Raw genomic sequence first — 15,883 nt, 5'->3', positions numbered from 1 at the left:
GGGGAAAAGGCATCCACCGCTGCCGTCCGCCGCGCCACCAACCTGCCACGGGGCCAGGTTACAAAGCCACCACCTGCGTCGTTACTGCCGAAAGTCAGGTCGTCGGCACGACGGCCCGGGCAGCCCCGGCCGTCTCACCCGCCGGTGGGGAGCGTCGGGGTGACCACCGACAGCTCCAGGGTGGCGGGCAGCGGCGCGACGCCTGGCCCCCCGGCGCGCACCCAGTCGGTGATGTCGTCGACCACGGAGTCGTGCAGGACGAGACCGAACCAGACCGGCCGCGCGCCGGCCCGTCGCGCCGACGGCGCGGGGTGGACGACGACCAGGTTGGACTGCGCGCAGAGGTCGAGGCAGGCGCTGACGCGTACCCGGTGCGGCGCCGGCAGCGCGGCCCGCAGTCGCCGCAGCTGCGCGTCGTGGTCGACGGCGGGGTGTTTGCGGGTGCTGCCACAGCAGCAGTCGCGGCACACGGTGACCAGACAGCCCGGTGTGGCGGTCATGTCCGACTCCTTGGTCCCGGTCGAGCCCGGCGGCACGTGCCGGGTCACGACGCGGGCGGGTGGTAGGTGATGGTGGGCCGACCGGTGCCCGGGTGCGTCGCCACGTCGGCCTGGACGCCGTAGACGTCGGCGAGCAGCCCGGGAGTGAGGACCTCGGCGGGCGGGCCGGCGGTGACGACCCGGCCGGCGGCCAGGACGACCACCGTGTCGCAGAACATGGCGGCCAGGTTGAGGTCGTGCAGCGCGGCGAGGGTGGTGACCCCGGCGCGGCGGACCAGGTGCAGCAGTTGCAACTGGTGGCCGATGTCGAGGTGGTTGGTGGGCTCGTCGAGCAGCAGCAGGTGCGGTTGCTGGGCGAGCGCGCGGGCCAGCTGGACCCGCTGCCGTTCGCCGCCGGAGAGGGTGTGCCAGCGGCGGCCGGCGTACCCGTCGAGGTCGACCCGTGCCAGCGCGTCGGCCGCGGCGGCACGGTCGGCGTCGCTGTCCGACCATCGCGAGCGGCGGTGCGGGGTACGGCCGAGCAGCACCACCTCCTCGACGGTGAGGTCCAGGTCGGTGTCGGCGTGCTGGGCGAGCAGCGCGGCGCGGCGGGCCAGCGCCGCGCGGGGCAGGGTGGCGACGTCGTCGCCGCCGATGGTGACCCGCCCGTTGTCGGGCGCGACGAGCCGGGCGACGATCCGCAGCAGGGTGGTCTTGCCGCAGCCGTTGGGGCCGAGCAGCCCGACGAGGCTGCCCGCCGGCACGGCGCAGGTGACGTCGTCGAGGATCCGCCGGGCCGCGACGGCCCAGGACACGTCGGTGACGGCGAGCATCAGTCGCCCGCCTTCCGGCACCCGGCCCACCGTCCCCGGGGTCGCCGCGACTCTGCCGGCCGGGCCCGGTGCAGCAGGACCACGAAGGCGGGCACCCCGAGCAGCGCCGTCAGCACGCCCACCGGCAGTTCGCGGGGCGCGAACAGGGTCCGCGCGGCGGTGTCCACCCAGACCATGAAGATCGCGCCGGCGAGGACGACGACGGGCAGCAGGCGCCGGTGGTCCGCGCCGGTGAGGAACCGGGCGGCGTGCGGCAGGATCAGCCCGACGAAACCCACCGCGCCGCTGACGGCGACCAGCGCCGCGGTGAGCAGCGCGGTGGCGACCAGCAGCAGCCACCGGACCCGGGTGACGGGCACGCCGAGGGTCTCGGCGGCGTCCTCGCCGAAGGCGAAGGCGTTGAGCGTGCGGGCGTACGCCGCCACGAGGGCGAGCACGGCGGCCAGCACCGGTACCACCCAGGCCAGGGCGGGCCAGTCGACGCGCGCCAGCGAGCCGGAGAGCCAGAAGGTGATGCTCTGCGTGGCGTGCGGGTCGGCGACCCAGACGATGACGAACGACGTCGCCGCCCCGCACAGCTGCGCGACGGCGACCCCGGCCAGCACCACCCGGGTGGGCGCCAGCGCGGCCCGCCGGCCGGCCACCGCCGCCACGACGGCGAACGCGGCCAGCGCGCCGGTGAAGGCGCCCCCGGTGAGCGCCGCGACCCCGCCGCCGACGCCGAGGACGAGCACCGCGACCGCGCCGAGCGACGCCCCGGAGGAGACCCCGAGCAGGTACGGGTCGGCCAGCGGGTTGCGGGTGACGGTCTGTGTCACCGCCCCGACGGCCGCCAGCCCGGCGCCCAGCACTGCGGCGCCGAGCACCCGGGGCAGGCGCAGCCGCCAGACGATGTGCTCGCGCAGCAGCGGCACGTCGGCGTGGGCCAGGCCCAGGCGGTCGGCCACGACGGCCCAGACCGTCGACACGGGGATGTCGGCCGGCCCGACGGTGACGGCCGCCCCGATCGACACGACCAGCACCGCCAGCAACGTGACCAGCAGCGCGACGGTGCCGACGGGACGGACGGGCCGGCCGCGCCGGACCCCGGAGGCAGTGGCGCCGGGATCCGCGCCGGCCCGACCGCGCACGGCGAGACGGCGGGCCACGGCGAGACGGCGAGCCACGGCGGTACGGCGAGCCACGGCGGTACGGCGCGCCACGGCGGTCAGCGGCCCGCTCGGGCGGGAAGCTGCGCCATCCCCGCGGCGAGCGCCTCGACGCCGAGCACCGCCCGCACCCCGGCGGTGGTGGACGAGAACGGAATGACGACGAACCGCTGCCCGGCCACCGCGGGCAGGTCCTTGAGGGTGGGGTGCCGGGCCAGGAACGCCTGCTTCGCGGCGGCCGGGTCCCAGGTCGCGTCGACCAGCACGACCGCGTCGGGGTCGCGCGCGACGGCGCTCTCCCAACTGGTGTCGGCCCAGCCGCCGGCGAGGTCGCCGAAGGCGTTGCCGATCCCGACCGCCGACATGATCATGTTGGGGCTGCCGCAGCAGGCGCCCACGCTCGGGGCGTCGGTGCCGGCGTCCCACCAGAGCACGGAGACGTCCCGCGTGCCGTCGAGCCTGGCGGCAGCGGCGGCGATCCGGGCGCGGTGGTCGGCGATGAGCGTCTCGGCCCGCTCCGGCACCCCGAAGACGGCCGCGACGTCCCGGATCTCGGCGAACACGTCCTCGACGGTGAGCTTTCCCGGCCGGTGCGACTTCGGGCACCCGGCGGGTGAGAGGTAGGTGCCGATGCCGAGCCCCGCCAGGGCGGCCCGGTCGCCGACGCCCTCGTCGCCGAAGGCGCTGTGGAACGAGGCGTAGACGAAGTCTGGCGCCGTCTCCAGGAGTTTCTCCTTGGCCGGGTACTTTCCGGACAGCACCGGCACCGATGCGTACGCGGCGGCGTGCTCCGGCAGGATCGCGTCGTCCAGGTACGCCGTGCCGGCCATACGGTCGGCCAGGCCGAGCGCCAGCATGATCTCGGTGGCGGGCTGGTTCAGGGTCACCGCCCGCTGGGGCGGGGCGGCGACGGTGACCGGCGTGCCGCAGTTGGTCAGGGTGGCCGGCGCGCCGGATGCCGGGGCGGGGTCGTCGTCCGTGGCGCAGGCGCCGAGCAGGACGAGGAGGACGGACAGGGGCGCGGCTACGCGCCGGGACAGGGTGGACCGCACAGCGCGCACGCGCATCGGGACCGCCTTCCAGCACCTCGTGGACGGGTCATCGCAGTGCCGTGGCCGGTCTCCTGGCTGACGGGAGGTGCGTCCGTGGCCGGCCTTCCCAGGCGTGCGACACGCCCAGTGACCTCTGACGACGAGGGCCGCGGACTTCCCGATCACAGTGGCGAGGGCCGCACCGGTCTTCCACCGGCTTCCCGAACACCACGGCAGCGTCACCCTAGCCTGCGCCCGGCCCCGAATGCCACGGTGACGAATGCCTCGGAGCGGCCTTCTTCACCACTGTGGACGGTGCGGCGCGCGGCGGTTCACGCTCCCGGCGGGGGCGGAAGGTCGACGACCCGGGTCGCCCAGCGGGCCATCAGGGCCGGGTCGTGGGTGATCAGCAGGACCCCGGCGCCGCGCTGCCGCTGGTAGTCGGTGATGACGGCGGCGAGGTGGGCCTGGGTGGAGGCGTCGAGCATGGCGGTGGCCTCGTCGCAGAGCAGGTAGGCCGGCCGGTGCACGAGCGCCCGGGCGAGGCAGGCCCGTTGCAGCTGCCCGTCGCTGACCGCGTGCGGGCGGCGGGCGAGCAGGTCCGCGGTGAGGCCGACGAGGTCGGCCAGCTCGGCCGCGCGGGCCCTGGCCTGCTCGGCCGGTACGCCGGTGGCGCGGAGCGGTTCGGCGACGATGTCCGCGAGGCTGAGCCGCGGGTCGGTGGCGGCGCGTGGGCTCTGGAACAGGATCGCGACGCGGGTGCGGACGGCCGCCGGCAGCCGGTGGCGGACTCCGGCGACCCGGTGGCCGTCGAGGGTGACGTGCCCGGCGTCGGGGGCGTGCAGCAGGGCGAGTACCCGGGCCAGGGTGGACTTGCCGCTGCCCGAGGGCCCGTGCAGCCCGACCGTCTCGCCGGGGGCGACGTGCAGGTCGACGCGGTCGAGGACGCGCTGCCGACCGTAGGCGACGGTGACCTGGTGGGCGGCGAGCGCGGTGGCGGTCGCCTCCGGTCCGAGGTGTCGACGGGTGGCCGTGGTCGTGGTCATGCCGGCGCTCCGAAGGGCAGCGGGTGGTGGCAGGCGACCTGGCCGGAGCCGTCCACGACCGGGGTGGGCGGCGTGCGGCAGGTGTCGGTGGCGCGGTCGCAGCGCGGGGCGAAGGCACAGCCGGCGGGCAGGTCGGTGAGCATCGGCGGGTGGCCGGGCACGGGGCGGAACGCCCGCTCGGGCAGGGCGTCGAGCAGGCCCACGGTGTAGGGGTGGGCGGGCGCGGCGAACAGCGCCTCGGTGGGCCGGCGCTCGACGACCCGGCTGGCGTACATGACGGCGACGGTGTCGGCGACGCGGCGGGCGGCGGCCAGGTCGTGGGTGATGAGCAGGACGGCGTTGCCGGCGTCGCAGCGGCGGCGCAGCAGGTCGAGGGTGTGGTCGACCAGGGGCCGGTCGAGGCCCGTGGTCGGTTCGTCGGCGAGCAGCAGCGGCGGGTCGGGGGCGAGCGCGAGGGCGGTGGCCAGGCGTTGCGCCATGCCGCCGGAGAGCTCGTGGGGGTAGCGGTCGAGGTCGGCGGGGTCTAGCCCGACGTCGGCGGCGACCCGCTCGGCCGCCGAGGGCGCGTCGCGGCGGGCGTGCCCGTGGGCGCGCAGGGTCTCTGCCAGCAGCCGCCGGCCGGTGCGTACGGGGGTCAGCGCGGTGGCGGGGCTCTGCGGCACCAGCCCGACCGCGCGGCCGCGTACGGCGCGGGCGAGGTGGCGCTCGGTGCAGCCGATCAGGTCGACCTGGTCCCCGCCGGGCGGGCGCAGCCGGGCGTGGCCGGAGACGGTGGCGTTGCCGGGGAGCAGGCCGAGCAGGGCGTGGGCGAGCACCGACTTGCCGCAGCCGGACTCCCCCACCACGGCCACCAGTTCGCCGGGGTGGACGGTGAGGCGCAGGTCGGTGACGGCCCGCACCACGGCGTCACGGAGCTGGAAGCGGACGGTCAGCCCGTCGACCTCCAGCAGGGCGGGACGAGGACCGGCCGCGCTGCCGACCGTGGAGGCGGCGCTGCCGACCGTGACGGGCGTGGCGTCGCCGGTGGCGGCGGTGCCGGCCGTGGCGGCGTGGGGCTCGCGGGTGGTGGTCAAAGGTTCAGCTCCGCTCGTACGCGCGGGTCGAGGCGGTCGCGCCACCGGCCGGTGAGGGTGGCCAGGGCCAGCGTGACGACGACGAGGAGCAGGCCGGGGACGAGGCTGGCCCACCAGGCGCCGGTGAGCAGGGAGCGCTGCCCGTCGTTGATCATGTTGCCGATGGAGGCCAGGTGCGGGGGCAGGCCGAGACCGAGGAAGGACAGCGCGGTCTCGTGCCAGACGGCGTGCGGCACCATCAGCGTGGTGGCCAGGGCCAGCCGGGGCAGCACGTGCGGGAGCAGGTGCCGGGTGATCACCCGCGCGCGGCTGGCGCCGCCGGCGATCGCGGCGTCGACGAACGGCCGGGTGCGCAGGCTGAGCAGCTCGGAGCGGACGATGCGGGCGGTGGACAGCCAGTGCGTCAGCCCGATCGACACGATCACCGCGCCGAGGCTGGGGCGCAGCATCGCGACGATGAAGATGCCCAGCAGCAGGTGCGGCAGCGCCGCGATGGTGTCGACCACCCGCATCAGCGCCCGGTCGACCCAGCCGCCGAGGGTGCCGGCGACCGCCCCGACGAAACCACCGATCACGGTCGCCACGAGCGCGGCGACCGCGCCGACGAGCAGGGAGACACGCAGGCCGTAGAGGCCGCGGTGGGCCACGTCGCGGCCCAGGTCGTCGGTGCCGGCCGGGTGCGCGGCCGAGGGCGCGAGCCGGGTACGCGCCAGGTCGACGGCGCTCTCGTCGAGCGGCCACAGGACGGGGGCGAGCAGGCAGGCGGCGACCGCGCCGACGAGCACGGCCCAGGCGACGGCGGTACCGGCGCGGCCGGCCCGCGGCTTCGGCCGCCGGACGCGGGCGGGGCGGGCGAGGTCAGTCATCGAGGCGTACCCGGGGATCGGCGGCGGAGTAGGCGAGGTCGGTGGCCAGGTTCGCGGCCAGTACCACGACGGTGGTGGCGAGGGTGGTCGCGGCCAGCAGCGGGAAGTCGCTGCCCAGCGCGGCCTGCACCGTCACCGCGCCGAGGCCGGGCAGGGAGAACACGGTCTCGACCAGGACGGCGCCCCCGATCAGCTCCGGCAGGTGGGTGCCGACGAGGGTGAGGAACGGCAGCAGCGCGGTGCGCAGGGCGTGGCCGAACAGGACGGTGCGGCCGGGCAGGCCCCGGGCCCGGGCGGCGAGGACGTGGTCGTCGCGGAGGCTCTCGGCGACGGCGTCGCGGATGAACAGGACGAACCACGGCGCCTGGGCGACCGCCAGCACCGTTACCGGCAGGACCAGGTGCCGGGCCACGTCGGCGGGGTCGGTGGTGGTGGCGGTGACGTCGGTGAGCCCGCCCGCCGGCAGCCAGCCGAGGGTCAGGGCGAACAGGGCGATCGCGGCCAACCCGATCCAGAAGACCGGCATGGACTGCACCGCGTACGCGCCGGCGCGCAGCACCCGGTCGAACCAGCCGCCGCGCTGGTACGCGGCCAGGGTGCCCAGCAGCAGGCTCGCCACGAGGACGAGGGCGAGGGCGGCGCCGACGAGCAGCAGGGTCCAGCCGGCGCGGGCGGCCAGCACGGAGGTGACGGGTTCGTGCCGGCTGGTCGACCAGCCCAGGTCACCCTGGAGCAGGTTGCCCACCCAGCGGAGGTACTGCACCGGCAGCGGGTCGTCGACCCCCCAGTTGGCGCGGATCTGCGCCAGGTTCTCCTCGCTGGTGGTGAACGCCGCCGCGCCCGCGTACTGGTGGGCGGGGTCGATCGGCGAGGCCGCGCCGAGGGCGAACATGCCGACGCTGGTGGCGGCGAGGATCGGCACGGCCACCAGCAGGCGCCGGCGGACCACGGCACCGGCTCCCGCCAGCCGTCGGCGGCGGGCGGGGGTGGCCGGTGCGGTCACTTCCTCGTCCAGGTGTGGATGTTCCACCAGAGGCTGTTGGCCACGTCGTGCTCGTGCGGCTCCACCCGCGGCGTCACCCCGGCGAGGCCGTCCTTCACGACGTAGGTGTGCTGGAGGTAGGTGAGGAACACCCACGGCAGGTCGGTGGCGAGCTGCTTCTGGAAGGTGGCGTACGCGGCCTTGCGGGTGGCCGGGTCGGCGTTGTCGCGGGCGTCCTGCAACGCCTTGTCCACAACGGCGGACCGGTAGGAGCCGGGGTTGAAGAAGCCCTGGCCGGCGAAGTCGGAGCGGAACAGCTTGTAGGAGAGGAAGTCCGGGTCGTACGGGGTGCCGAAGCCCATGACCACCGCGTCACTCTTCATCCGCGGGGTGATCGCGTCCCAGGTCAGGCCCTCCGGGGTGATCTCGATGCCGACCTTCTTCGCGTCGGCGGTCACCGCGAGGGCGAGTTCCTTGCGCAGGCTGTCGGTGGCCGGGTACATCAGCGCGAAGGCCGCGCGCCGGCCGTCCTTCGCGCGGATGCCGTCCGGGCCCGGCTTCCAGCCGGCGGCGTCGAGGGCGGCGGTCGCGGCGGCCGGGTCGGCGGCGGGCTTGCCGACGATCGACGGCTCGGCGAACTCCGACGACGGCGGGACCGGCCCGAACGCCGGCTCACCCGCTCCGCCGAGCAGGCCGGTGACCATCGCCGCACGGTCCACCGCCGCGTTCAGCGCCCGCCGCACCGCCGGGTCGCCGGTGACCGGGTTGCCCATCGGCAGCACCACGCCCCGGTAGTCGGCGGTGGGCACCCGCTCCACCCGGTGGCCGGCCAGCCCGTCGAAACCGGCGGCGAGCTTCGGCGCCAGCTCCGCCGCGTCGAACTCGCCCGCCCGCATCCGCTGCGCGCGGACGTTGTCGTCGGGGACGAACGCGACCACGACGCCGGAGTTGGCGGGCCTGCCGCCCCAGTACTTCTCGTTGGCCGCGAGGACGAGCCGGTCGCCCGGGGTCCACGACGTCACCCGGTACGGTCCGGTGCCCACCGGCCTGCGGTTGAACTCTGCCTTGTTGACGTCCTGCCCGGCCAGCGCCTTGGCCGGCACGATGCCCAACGCCAGCCGCTGCGGGAACGGCGCGTAGGCGTACTTCAGGGAGAACACCACGGTCGACGGGTCCGGCGCGGTGACCGAGGCGAGCATGTCGAGGTCGGAGCGGAGCGTGGAGTCGACCTTCGGGTCCAGCACCGCCTGGTAGGTGAAGACCACGTCCTGGGCGGTCAGGGGGCTGCCGTCGTGGAACAGCACCCCGTCGCGCAGCTTCACGGTGACGGTCCTGCCGTCCGCGGAGACGGCCGGCAGCTCCCGCGCCAACGCCGGCACCAACTGGTTGCGCGCGTCGCGTTCGACCAGCCCGTCGAAGATCAGCGAGCCGCCGTCGACCCCGTAGTTGAGCACGGGGTTCAACGCCTCCGGCTCCCCCGCCGTCGCCACGACGAGGGTGCCGGCCGCGCCCGGGCCCGTCGACGTGCTCGTCGGGGACGAGCAGCCCGCCACGGCCAGGACAGCGCCGACGGCCATCGCCGCCACCCGCACGGACACCGGCGTACCCATCACATGCTCCCGGTCTGTTCGTCGCACGACCCCGGCGTTCGCCGCGCCGGGGCCCTGAGGTGGGCCGGCCGTGACCGCGGCCGATGGCGTGCGGCGTGGCCGGCGGCGGGCCGGATCGGTGCCGCGCGACGGGAACGGCCCGTCGCGCGGTCAGATGATCTCCAGCGCCGCTGCCGCCAGCATTCCGCAATTGCCAAAGATGTGCAAGAAGTGGCCCGGGGCCGCCCGCAAGTGATCCTCTGTAGGTGGAGGGCGCTCCCGGGCATCCGCCGGGTCGCCGGGTGGCGCCGCCGGTGGTTCAGCCGGTCGGCGGGGCCGTCACCCAGCGCTGCCGGGCGTGCTCGGCGCGGGCCGGGTCCTGGCCGGCCGCGAGGATGTGGTGGCCGAAGACCGGGGCGTCGCCGCGCTCGGCACCGGGAAGCCGCAGCCAGCCGGCCAGGGTGGGCGGCCGCGCGTCAGGGACCGGTCGGCGGGCAGAGGAGCCGGTCCAGCAGGGGCAGCCGGAGGACGTCCAGACAGAGGTCGACCGCGGCGGGCTCCGACGCCGGCGGCACGGTGGTCGGGGCCGGCGCCGGGGCGACCGGCGCCGTGGCCGTCGGCACCGGGGCGGGAGGGGGCGGGGCCGCAGGCGGGGCCGGGACGGGAGCCGGCCCCGGTGCCGGGGCGGCCGGCGGAACGGAGCCGCCCGTGCTCACCACGTCCTGCCGCACGACCGGCACCCGCGCTCCCGCGGCGACGCGGGCCCGGGGAACCGCCGTCCCGCCGGTGCCCGGCCCGACCTCCTCCGGCACCACCGGCTCCTCGGCAGCGGTCGTGGTGACGGTCGGCACCACCGGCACGGCGGGAACGCTCCCGGCGCCGCCGTCCGCCCGGTACGGCGGGCCGGGCCGCTCCGGCCCGAACGCGCCGGCGGTCAGCATCGCGTACGCCAGCGTGGCGACGGCGGCGGCGAGCGCCGTCCGGCGATCGGGGCGCAGCGCGGTCAGCGGGGCCCGGCCCGGCGTGGCCGGCGCCGGCGGGACCGGCCGCGCGTGCTGGTGGGCGGCCACCAGGGCGTCGAGCTGCGCGGCGACGGCGGCGCGTTTCCCGGTGGCGGCAGCGAGGGCGAGCGTGAGGTAGAAGCGGAAGTTCACCGTGGCGGTGGCCGGCACCCGCAGCCCGGCGAGCCGACTGCCGTCGGTGGTGTGCAGCAGGGTGAGCGGGACGTCGGGGTGGTGCGCGGCCCCGAGCATGTCCGCGTACGCCCACTCGCGCCGCCCCGCGCGGCCGGCGAAGGCCACCCGGCGGTTGGTCACGACGGCCGGGCCCGCGTCGACGACCCGGAGCCCCTTCGGCAGCGCGCGGCCCGTCGCCGCGACCTCGGCCGTGGCGACCGTCAGCCCCGGCGCGGGCAGCCCCGGCACGTGCCGGGCCTCCGCCTCGACCAGCTCCGCGGCCGGCAGCACCCGGAACACGACCTCGTCGGCGCCGAGGTCCACCGGCAGGCCGGCACGCGGCTGCGCGTACCCGAGGAAACCGGCGGCCTCGATCCGCAGCCGGATCAGGTGGTCGTTGCGCCGGCGCCAGCCCTCGACCTCGACGTCGTACGCGCGCGACCGCCGCCCGCTCTCACGCTCCGCCCACCTGACCCGCCAGGCCGGCCAGGCTGCCGTCGCCGGGATCACGATGCTGGTGCGTGGTTCCACCGTCACGCCCGGTACAACCGCCCGCCTTCCGTCCAGGACACGCGCGGCGATCGATACTTCCCATTGTTCCGATAGATGGCGGTGTGCGAACCGTAGGGATCTGCCGCCTGCTGAGATCGGCCCGCCTCGGGCTCTTCTCCACGCTGCTGATGTTCGGGTCGGCGACGGCCGCCGCGACCCGGGTGCCGGTGCTGGACCGGGCCGGGGTCGCCGCGATCCGGGGCTACCGCCGGTGGCTGTCGCCGCACTGGCCGGGGCGGTGCCGGTTCTCCCCGACCTGCGGAGCGTACGGACTGACGGCGGTGGAGCGGTACGGTCTGGCGGTGGGCGGCCGGATGGCGGCCGAGCGGGTGCGCCGCTGCCGTCCCGGTGTGCCGCGCGGCACACCCGACCCGGTGCGCTGACCGACCTGTCCCGGGCTTGGGCCGGGCGGGGACGGGGTACCACTCCTCCATGGGTCAGCTCAGCACTTCGCCACCCCCGCCGCAGGCCGTCGAGCTGCGGCGGTGGACGTTGTCCGAGGGGGCGGACCTGCGCGGCCTGCGGGCGTCCCTGCACGAGGAGTTGACCGGCGACGTGCTCGGCGAGGGCGAGGCCCTGGAGGAGGTCCCCGAGCTGGTCGTGCTGATCGCCACGGAACTCGCCACGAACGCCCTGCGCCACGGGAGGCCGCCGACCATCGTCCGGCTGCTCGCCACCGACGACCACCTCGTCCTCGACGTCGCCGACCACGACCCCGGTTCCCTGCCGGAGCTCGCCGACACGCAGCCCGAGGGTGCCGGCGGGCGCGGTCTGCAACTCGCCCGCGCCCTGTCCCTCGACGTCGGCTGGTACGCCACCGGCACCACCAAGAACATCTGGGCGTCCTTCCCCCGCACCGCCCGGCTGGGCGGCGCGCGGCACGCCTGACCGGCGGGCCCGCCCGCACCGGCCAGGCAGTTCGGGCTCCCTGGCCCCGTCTCCCGACGACCTACACTGGTTGCCGTGGGGCAATCAGCGTGATCAGCGAAGCGCGGCGGGCCGCGCCGCAGGAGCACCTCTGCTGGGCGTACGAGGACCTGGGGTCGCTCGCCGCCAGGGCGGAGCGCTACCTGCTCGCGGGCCTCGCCGCCGGCGAACGCGTCTGGTACGTCACGCCGCACCCCGCGGACGCGGTGGCCGACCGGCTGCACCGCCTGCCCGGCTTCGCCGCGCGATGAGGACGGGCGCGGCCGCCCAGCACCACGGCTACTACCACGAGGCCGTCCGGTACGACTCCGACGACGAGCTGCTCGCCGTGGTGGTCCCGTTCCTGCTCGGCGGCGTCGAGGCGGGCGAGCCCACCTACGTGGCCCTGGGCGAGCGCACCGGCGCGCTGGTCCGCTCGGCGCTGCCCGCCGGCTGCGGGGTCGAGTTCCTGCCCGGCGGCGACGTCTACGCCCGGCCCGCCTCCGCCATCCGGTTATACCGTGAACTCCTCGCGGCACAGGTGGCCGCCGGCGCCCGGCAGATCCGGATCCTCGGCGAGGTGCCCCCGGCCGCGTTCGACGCGACGTGGGACTGGTGGGCCCGGTACGAGTCGGCGATCAACCACGCCTACGACGACTTCCCGCTGTGGAGCATGTGCGCGTACGACACCCGGTGCACGCCGCCGGAGGTGCTGGCGGACGTGGCCCGCACGCATCCCCGGTTCGCGACCGCCGACGGCCGGCACGTGCCGAGCACGACCTGGACGTCGCCGACGGATTACCTGCGGGAGACCCGGCCGGTCGTGCCCGACCCCCTCCAGATGGAGCCGCCGGTCGTCGAGCTGACCGACCCGACGGCGGCCGAGGCGCGCGCCGCCGTGCACAAGGCCGACCGGGGCCAAATGTCGGCCGACGACGTGGACGATCTCGTCGTCGCGGTCAGCGAGATCGTCACCAACGCGCTGCGCCACGGCCGGCCGCCGGTCCTGCTGCGCGTCTGGTCCGGCGACGACCGCATCGTGGCGACGGTCCGCGACGGCGGCGACGGGCCGGGGGACCCGTACTGCGGGCTGCTCCCCGCGTCCGGCGGCGCCCCGGGCGGGCTGGGCCTGTGGATCACCTACCAGTCGTGCAGCCACGTGACCTGGCACCGCGACGGCGACGGCTTCACGCTCCGGCTGACGGCCGGGAACCCGCACGCCGCCCACTGACCCACCGGCGCCCTGCCGGCCGCGGCGTCACCGCCCCCAGGGCTCGGCCGGTCGGCAGTCACCGCCGGGCCGGCCGTACACCACCGTGCCGGCGGGGTCGACGTAGCAGTGGTCGAACTCGTCCGAGGGCTGGAACAACCGGCGGCGGTCGATCTCGGTGCCGGCGGCGTCGTAGCTGACCAGTTGCGCCCCGTCCTCGTCGAGGTCGGCCCCGACCGTCATGACCGCGAAGATGCCACCGGAGATCCGGGCGGCGGTGGTCTTCCCGTCGCCGTGTTCCAGCACCAGGCGGGCGACCCGGGAGCTGACCCGGCCGCTGACCGTCACGTCGCCACCGGACCGCTTCGTGGAGGTGAGCAGGAGTCGTTGCACCGGTCCGGGGAGCAGGTCGTGCGCGGGCCAGCGGTCGATCGAGAGCCCGCCCGACACCTCCGCGCCCGCCGGCCGGTGCACGTCGCAGGTCACGTAGCCCGTCTCGGCCAGAAAGAACACCACAGCGCGGTCGCCCCGCTCGGCCGCCACGGCCAGATCGGTCATTGTCGGTGCCACGTCCGGGTCCCGCGGGCTCCACGCCAGGCACTGCCGGGCAGCCGCCCGGAGGGAGGGGGACAACTCGCCGTACCCCATCGCCAGCACCTCCACCGTCTCGGCGTCGGAGGGCGCCCGTACGGCGAACCCGGCCGCGACCACCGCCAGCGCGGTCGCACCCACCGCGAGCCGCAGGCGGACCCGTCCGGTCGCCGGGCGGCGGACCGCACGGAGGACGTCCGCCCGCATCCGGTCCGCCACCCGGGGCGGCAGGTCCCGCTCGCCGGGCGGCTCGAGGGTCTTCGTCATCACTGTTCCTCCTCGTTCTCGTCGGTGACCAGCCGCGCCAGCCGTTTCCGGGCGCGGCTGACCCGGGACCGGACGGCGACCTCGCTGACGCCGAGGGCCGCCGCCGCGTTCGCGTACGACACCCCCGACCAGAGGCAGAGCGCGACGGCCTCCCGCTCCGCCCGCGGCAGCCGCCGAGCGGCGGCCAGGATCGCCCTCATCCGCCGCTCGTCGTCCAGCCGCTGCGCGATCTCCTCCGCCGGGTCGTCCGCCGCCTGCCGGTCGACCGGCAGGCGGCGCAACAGCGCCGCCCACCGTCGCGCCGACCGCCACTCGGTGCGTACGGCGTTGCTCGCCACCACCAGCAGCCAGGGCAGCACCGACCCGTCCACCAGGCGTGCCGCGTCCCTCCTCCGCCAGGCGACCAGGAAGGTGGCCTGGGTGATGTCCTCCGCCGTGCACCAGGAGCCGGTCAGCCGGAAGGCGTGGTTGTAGACCGCACGCGAGTGGCGGTCGAAGAGCTGCCCGAACGCGCCCTCGTCGCCTGCGGCGACGGCCGGCCAGAGTTCCTCGTCGCAGGGCCGTGTCTCGGTCTTCACACCCCACTATGGCCGGGTCGCCCGGTGTTGTTGCGGCAGCCGCCACCCGAGCCGCCCGCTGGCGGACGGGACCGGCCGGACGGGACCGGCCGGACGGGACCGGCCGGACGGGACCGTCGCGCGTCCACGCGCCGCAGCCGGCTCCGGTGGCACCCGTCACGACCGGCGGACGGCGGGCAGGCCCGGGGGTACGTTCGGCGGGCAGGCGACGATCGTTCCCGGACGCGCCGGAGCAGACCCCAGGAGGACGCGGCCGTGCCGGACGCCGAGGAACTGATCAGCGACGCCCTCGCGGCGGTACGCGGCACCGACGTACGCCTCGCGGAGCGGCAGTTGGACCGGCTGATGATCGGCACGGGCGCGACGGACGGCGCGACGGCCGTCGACGCCGCGCTCCTGCGCCGCCTGGTCCGCGGGGTCGGCCGGCTGGTGCCGCGCGGCTGGCAGCCGGTGGACCTGGCCCGGCTCGCCACCCGCCGGCTCGGTGCCCGGTCGGCCGGGCTGGTGACCGACGCGCTCGCGGCGCACCGCCGCGAGCTGACCGGGCCGGTGCCTCCCTGGTGGGACGACCAGCTCCGCGACCTGGGCGCGCGGGTGTGGTGGGACGCCGACGAGGGCCACCTGGCCGCGTGGTCGGCCCGCGCCGGGTGGGACCGGTTCACCGCGCTGCGCGCGGCGGTCGACGCGTTGGCCCTGGTCGACGGGCTCCCGCCGGTCGCCGTGCTGCGCCCGCCGCCCGGCGCCACCGGGGCGGTCGCCGCGCGCGGCGGGTCCGGCGGCGGGTCGCGGATGCTCGACCGGGTGCGGGCGCTGCTGGCCAAGGCGGAGTCGACGACCTACCCGGCCGAGGCGGAGGCGCTGACCGGCAAGGCCCAGGAGCTGATCGCCCGGCACAGCATCGACCAGGCGCTGCTGGCCGGCGTCGCCGAGCGCGCCGACCAGCCCGGCGGGGTGCGTCTCGGCACCGACCCCCCGTACGCGGGCGCCAAGGCGCTGCTGGTGCAGGAGGTGGCGGCGGCGAACCGCTGCGAGGCGGTGTGGTCCGACGACCTGGGCTTCACCACCGTGCTGGGCTGGCCGGCCGACCTGGAGGCGGTCGAGCTGCTCTACACCTCGCTGCTGGTGCAGGCCACCGCCGCGATGCTGCGCGGCCGGGGCGAGCGACGGGCCAGGGGCGCCGGCCGCCGCACCCGGGACTACGACGAGTCCTTCCTCAACGCGTTCGCGCTGCGGATCGGCGAGCGGCTGCGGGCGGCCACCGAGGACGCGGACCGGCAGGCGGCCACCGAGGCCGGGCCGGAGCGGCTGCTGCCGGTGCTCGCCAACCGCGCCGAGGCGGTGCGCGAACGCCTCGACACGCTCTTTCCCGGCGTCACCCGGGCCCGGCTCACCGTCCGCGACGCCGACGGCTGGTCGTCCGGCACCTCCGCCGCCGACCGCGCCTCGCTCGGCGGCGGCCCCAGCCCGAAGCGCCAGGTGCGCGGCCGGCGCTGAGAATCTTCCCGCGCCGCTGTCGGATCCGGCGGGTCGGCTCCGACCCTTCACCGGAGACGCGTC

Annotated in this window: 18 protein-coding genes and 1 riboswitch; of the genes, 6 read left to right on the top strand and 12 right to left on the bottom strand. The window is 76.4% G+C overall.

Features of this window, described 5'->3' with window-relative positions:
* Positions 1–134 precede the first annotated feature (134 nt).
* From ACGF5G_RS01925 to ACGF5G_RS01885, 9 genes are all read right to left on the bottom strand, one after another.
* Complete coding sequence (locus tag ACGF5G_RS01925; protein ID WP_393258039.1) at positions 135–500, bottom strand: hypothetical protein; 366 nt, start codon at positions 498–500, stop codon at positions 135–137.
* A gap of 44 nt (positions 501–544) precedes the next feature.
* Positions 545–1,312 carry an ABC transporter ATP-binding protein gene (locus ACGF5G_RS01920; RefSeq protein WP_393258037.1) on the bottom strand — a complete coding sequence of 256 codons (768 nt, stop codon included), beginning with the start codon at positions 1,310–1,312 and terminating at the stop codon, positions 545–547.
* A complete protein-coding gene (locus tag ACGF5G_RS01915; protein ID WP_393258034.1) occupies positions 1,312–2,478 on the bottom strand; it encodes a FecCD family ABC transporter permease in 1,167 nt (388 codons plus the stop codon). The genes ACGF5G_RS01920 and ACGF5G_RS01915 overlap by 1 nt, the downstream gene beginning before the upstream one ends.
* A 41-nt stretch (positions 2,479–2,519) precedes the next feature.
* A complete protein-coding gene (locus ACGF5G_RS01910) occupies positions 2,520–3,527 on the bottom strand; it encodes an ABC transporter substrate-binding protein (RefSeq protein ID WP_393258032.1) in 1,008 nt (335 codons plus the stop codon).
* 28 nt (positions 3,528–3,555) lie between these two features.
* Positions 3,556–3,739: riboswitch (cobalamin riboswitch) on the bottom strand.
* Between the two features lie 84 nt (positions 3,740–3,823).
* Positions 3,824–4,537 (bottom strand): ABC transporter ATP-binding protein, encoded by a 714-nt coding sequence (locus ACGF5G_RS01905; RefSeq protein ID WP_393258030.1) that lies wholly within the window; start codon positions 4,535–4,537, stop codon positions 3,824–3,826.
* A complete protein-coding gene (locus ACGF5G_RS01900; protein WP_393258027.1) occupies positions 4,534–5,610 on the bottom strand; it encodes an ABC transporter ATP-binding protein in 1,077 nt (358 codons plus the stop codon). Before ACGF5G_RS01900 ends, ACGF5G_RS01905 begins: the two co-directional genes overlap by 4 nt.
* Entirely contained in the window at positions 5,607–6,476 is an 870-nt protein-coding gene (locus ACGF5G_RS01895; RefSeq protein ID WP_393258025.1) for an ABC transporter permease, read from the bottom strand. The genes ACGF5G_RS01900 and ACGF5G_RS01895 overlap by 4 nt, the downstream gene beginning before the upstream one ends.
* Positions 6,469–7,506 carry an ABC transporter permease gene (locus ACGF5G_RS01890; protein WP_393258023.1) on the bottom strand — a complete coding sequence of 346 codons (1,038 nt, stop codon included), beginning with the start codon at positions 7,504–7,506 and terminating at the stop codon, positions 6,469–6,471. Before ACGF5G_RS01890 ends, ACGF5G_RS01895 begins: the two co-directional genes overlap by 8 nt.
* Positions 7,476–9,068, bottom strand: coding sequence for an ABC transporter substrate-binding protein (locus ACGF5G_RS01885; protein WP_393258020.1), 1,593 nt, complete (start codon positions 9,066–9,068; stop codon positions 7,476–7,478). Before ACGF5G_RS01885 ends, ACGF5G_RS01890 begins: the two co-directional genes overlap by 31 nt.
* A gap of 70 nt (positions 9,069–9,138) precedes the next feature.
* Between ACGF5G_RS01885 and ACGF5G_RS01880 the strand changes: the two genes are divergently transcribed.
* Entirely contained in the window at positions 9,139–9,303 is a 165-nt protein-coding gene (locus ACGF5G_RS01880; RefSeq protein WP_393258017.1) for a hypothetical protein, read from the top strand.
* 220 nt (positions 9,304–9,523) lie between these two features.
* Here ACGF5G_RS01880 and ACGF5G_RS01875 read toward each other — a convergent pair whose 3' ends face one another.
* The gene (locus ACGF5G_RS01875) at positions 9,524–10,753 is read right to left on the bottom strand and encodes a hypothetical protein (RefSeq protein ID WP_393258014.1); all 1,230 of its coding nucleotides are present in this window, start codon (positions 10,751–10,753) and stop codon (positions 9,524–9,526) included.
* 83 nt (positions 10,754–10,836) lie between these two features.
* Between ACGF5G_RS01875 and yidD the strand changes: the two genes are divergently transcribed.
* From yidD to ACGF5G_RS01855, 4 genes are all read left to right on the top strand, one after another.
* Entirely contained in the window at positions 10,837–11,157 is a 321-nt protein-coding gene (gene yidD, locus ACGF5G_RS01870; protein ID WP_393258012.1) for a membrane protein insertion efficiency factor YidD, read from the top strand.
* Positions 11,158–11,206: 49 nt separating this feature from the next.
* Entirely contained in the window at positions 11,207–11,662 is a 456-nt protein-coding gene (locus ACGF5G_RS01865; RefSeq protein ID WP_393258009.1) for an ATP-binding protein, read from the top strand.
* Positions 11,663–11,751: 89 nt separating this feature from the next.
* Entirely contained in the window at positions 11,752–11,952 is a 201-nt protein-coding gene (locus ACGF5G_RS01860) for an MEDS domain-containing protein (protein WP_393258006.1), read from the top strand.
* Positions 11,949–12,911 (top strand): anti-sigma factor RsbA family regulatory protein, encoded by a 963-nt coding sequence (locus ACGF5G_RS01855; RefSeq protein WP_393258003.1) that lies wholly within the window; start codon positions 11,949–11,951, stop codon positions 12,909–12,911. The genes ACGF5G_RS01860 and ACGF5G_RS01855 overlap by 4 nt, the downstream gene beginning before the upstream one ends.
* 27 nt (positions 12,912–12,938) lie before the next feature.
* Here ACGF5G_RS01855 and ACGF5G_RS01850 read toward each other — a convergent pair whose 3' ends face one another.
* Together ACGF5G_RS01850 and ACGF5G_RS01845 are read right to left on the bottom strand one after the other, a co-directional pair.
* Entirely contained in the window at positions 12,939–13,748 is an 810-nt protein-coding gene (locus ACGF5G_RS01850) for a hypothetical protein (RefSeq protein ID WP_393258000.1), read from the bottom strand.
* Complete coding sequence (locus tag ACGF5G_RS01845; RefSeq protein ID WP_393257997.1) at positions 13,748–14,326, bottom strand: RNA polymerase sigma factor; 579 nt, start codon at positions 14,324–14,326, stop codon at positions 13,748–13,750. Before ACGF5G_RS01845 ends, ACGF5G_RS01850 begins: the two co-directional genes overlap by 1 nt.
* Before the next feature lie 255 nt (positions 14,327–14,581).
* Here ACGF5G_RS01845 and ACGF5G_RS01840 point away from each other — a divergent pair, with 255 nt between their 5' ends.
* On the top strand, positions 14,582–15,820 hold the full coding sequence (locus ACGF5G_RS01840; RefSeq protein WP_393257995.1) for a DUF2786 domain-containing protein: 1,239 nt from the start codon (positions 14,582–14,584) through the stop codon (positions 15,818–15,820).
* Positions 15,821–15,883: the final 63 nt, after the last annotated feature.

Origin of the sequence: Micromonospora sp. NPDC047730, assembly GCF_043204765.1 — a bacterium.
Classification (GTDB): domain Bacteria; phylum Actinomycetota; class Actinomycetes; order Mycobacteriales; family Micromonosporaceae; genus Micromonospora.
This window is presented reverse-complemented; position numbering and strand designations above follow the sequence as displayed.

Bases quoted from the DNA above. Each gene is read 5' to 3' on its own strand.
- ACGF5G_RS01865 (WP_393258009.1), top strand. From the start codon at position 11,207: ATGGGTCAGCTCAGCACTTCGCCACCCCCGCCGCAGGCCGTCGAGCTG.
- ACGF5G_RS01855 (WP_393258003.1), top strand. From the start codon at position 11,949: ATGAGGACGGGCGCGGCCGCCCAGCACCACGGCTACTACCACGAGGCC.
- ACGF5G_RS01850 (WP_393258000.1), bottom strand. From the start codon at position 13,748: ATGACGAAGACCCTCGAGCCGCCCGGCGAGCGGGACCTGCCGCCCCGG.
- ACGF5G_RS01910 (WP_393258032.1), bottom strand. From the start codon at position 3,527: ATGCGCGTGCGCGCTGTGCGGTCCACCCTGTCCCGGCGCGTAGCCGCG.
- ACGF5G_RS01925 (WP_393258039.1), bottom strand. From the start codon at position 500: ATGACCGCCACACCGGGCTGTCTGGTCACCGTGTGCCGCGACTGCTGC.
- ACGF5G_RS01895 (WP_393258025.1), bottom strand. From the start codon at position 6,476: ATGACTGACCTCGCCCGCCCCGCCCGCGTCCGGCGGCCGAAGCCGCGG.
- ACGF5G_RS01920 (WP_393258037.1), bottom strand. From the start codon at position 1,312: ATGCTCGCCGTCACCGACGTGTCCTGGGCCGTCGCGGCCCGGCGGATC.
- ACGF5G_RS01905 (WP_393258030.1), bottom strand. From the start codon at position 4,537: ATGACCACGACCACGGCCACCCGTCGACACCTCGGACCGGAGGCGACC.
- ACGF5G_RS01885 (WP_393258020.1), bottom strand. From the start codon at position 9,068: ATGGGTACGCCGGTGTCCGTGCGGGTGGCGGCGATGGCCGTCGGCGCT.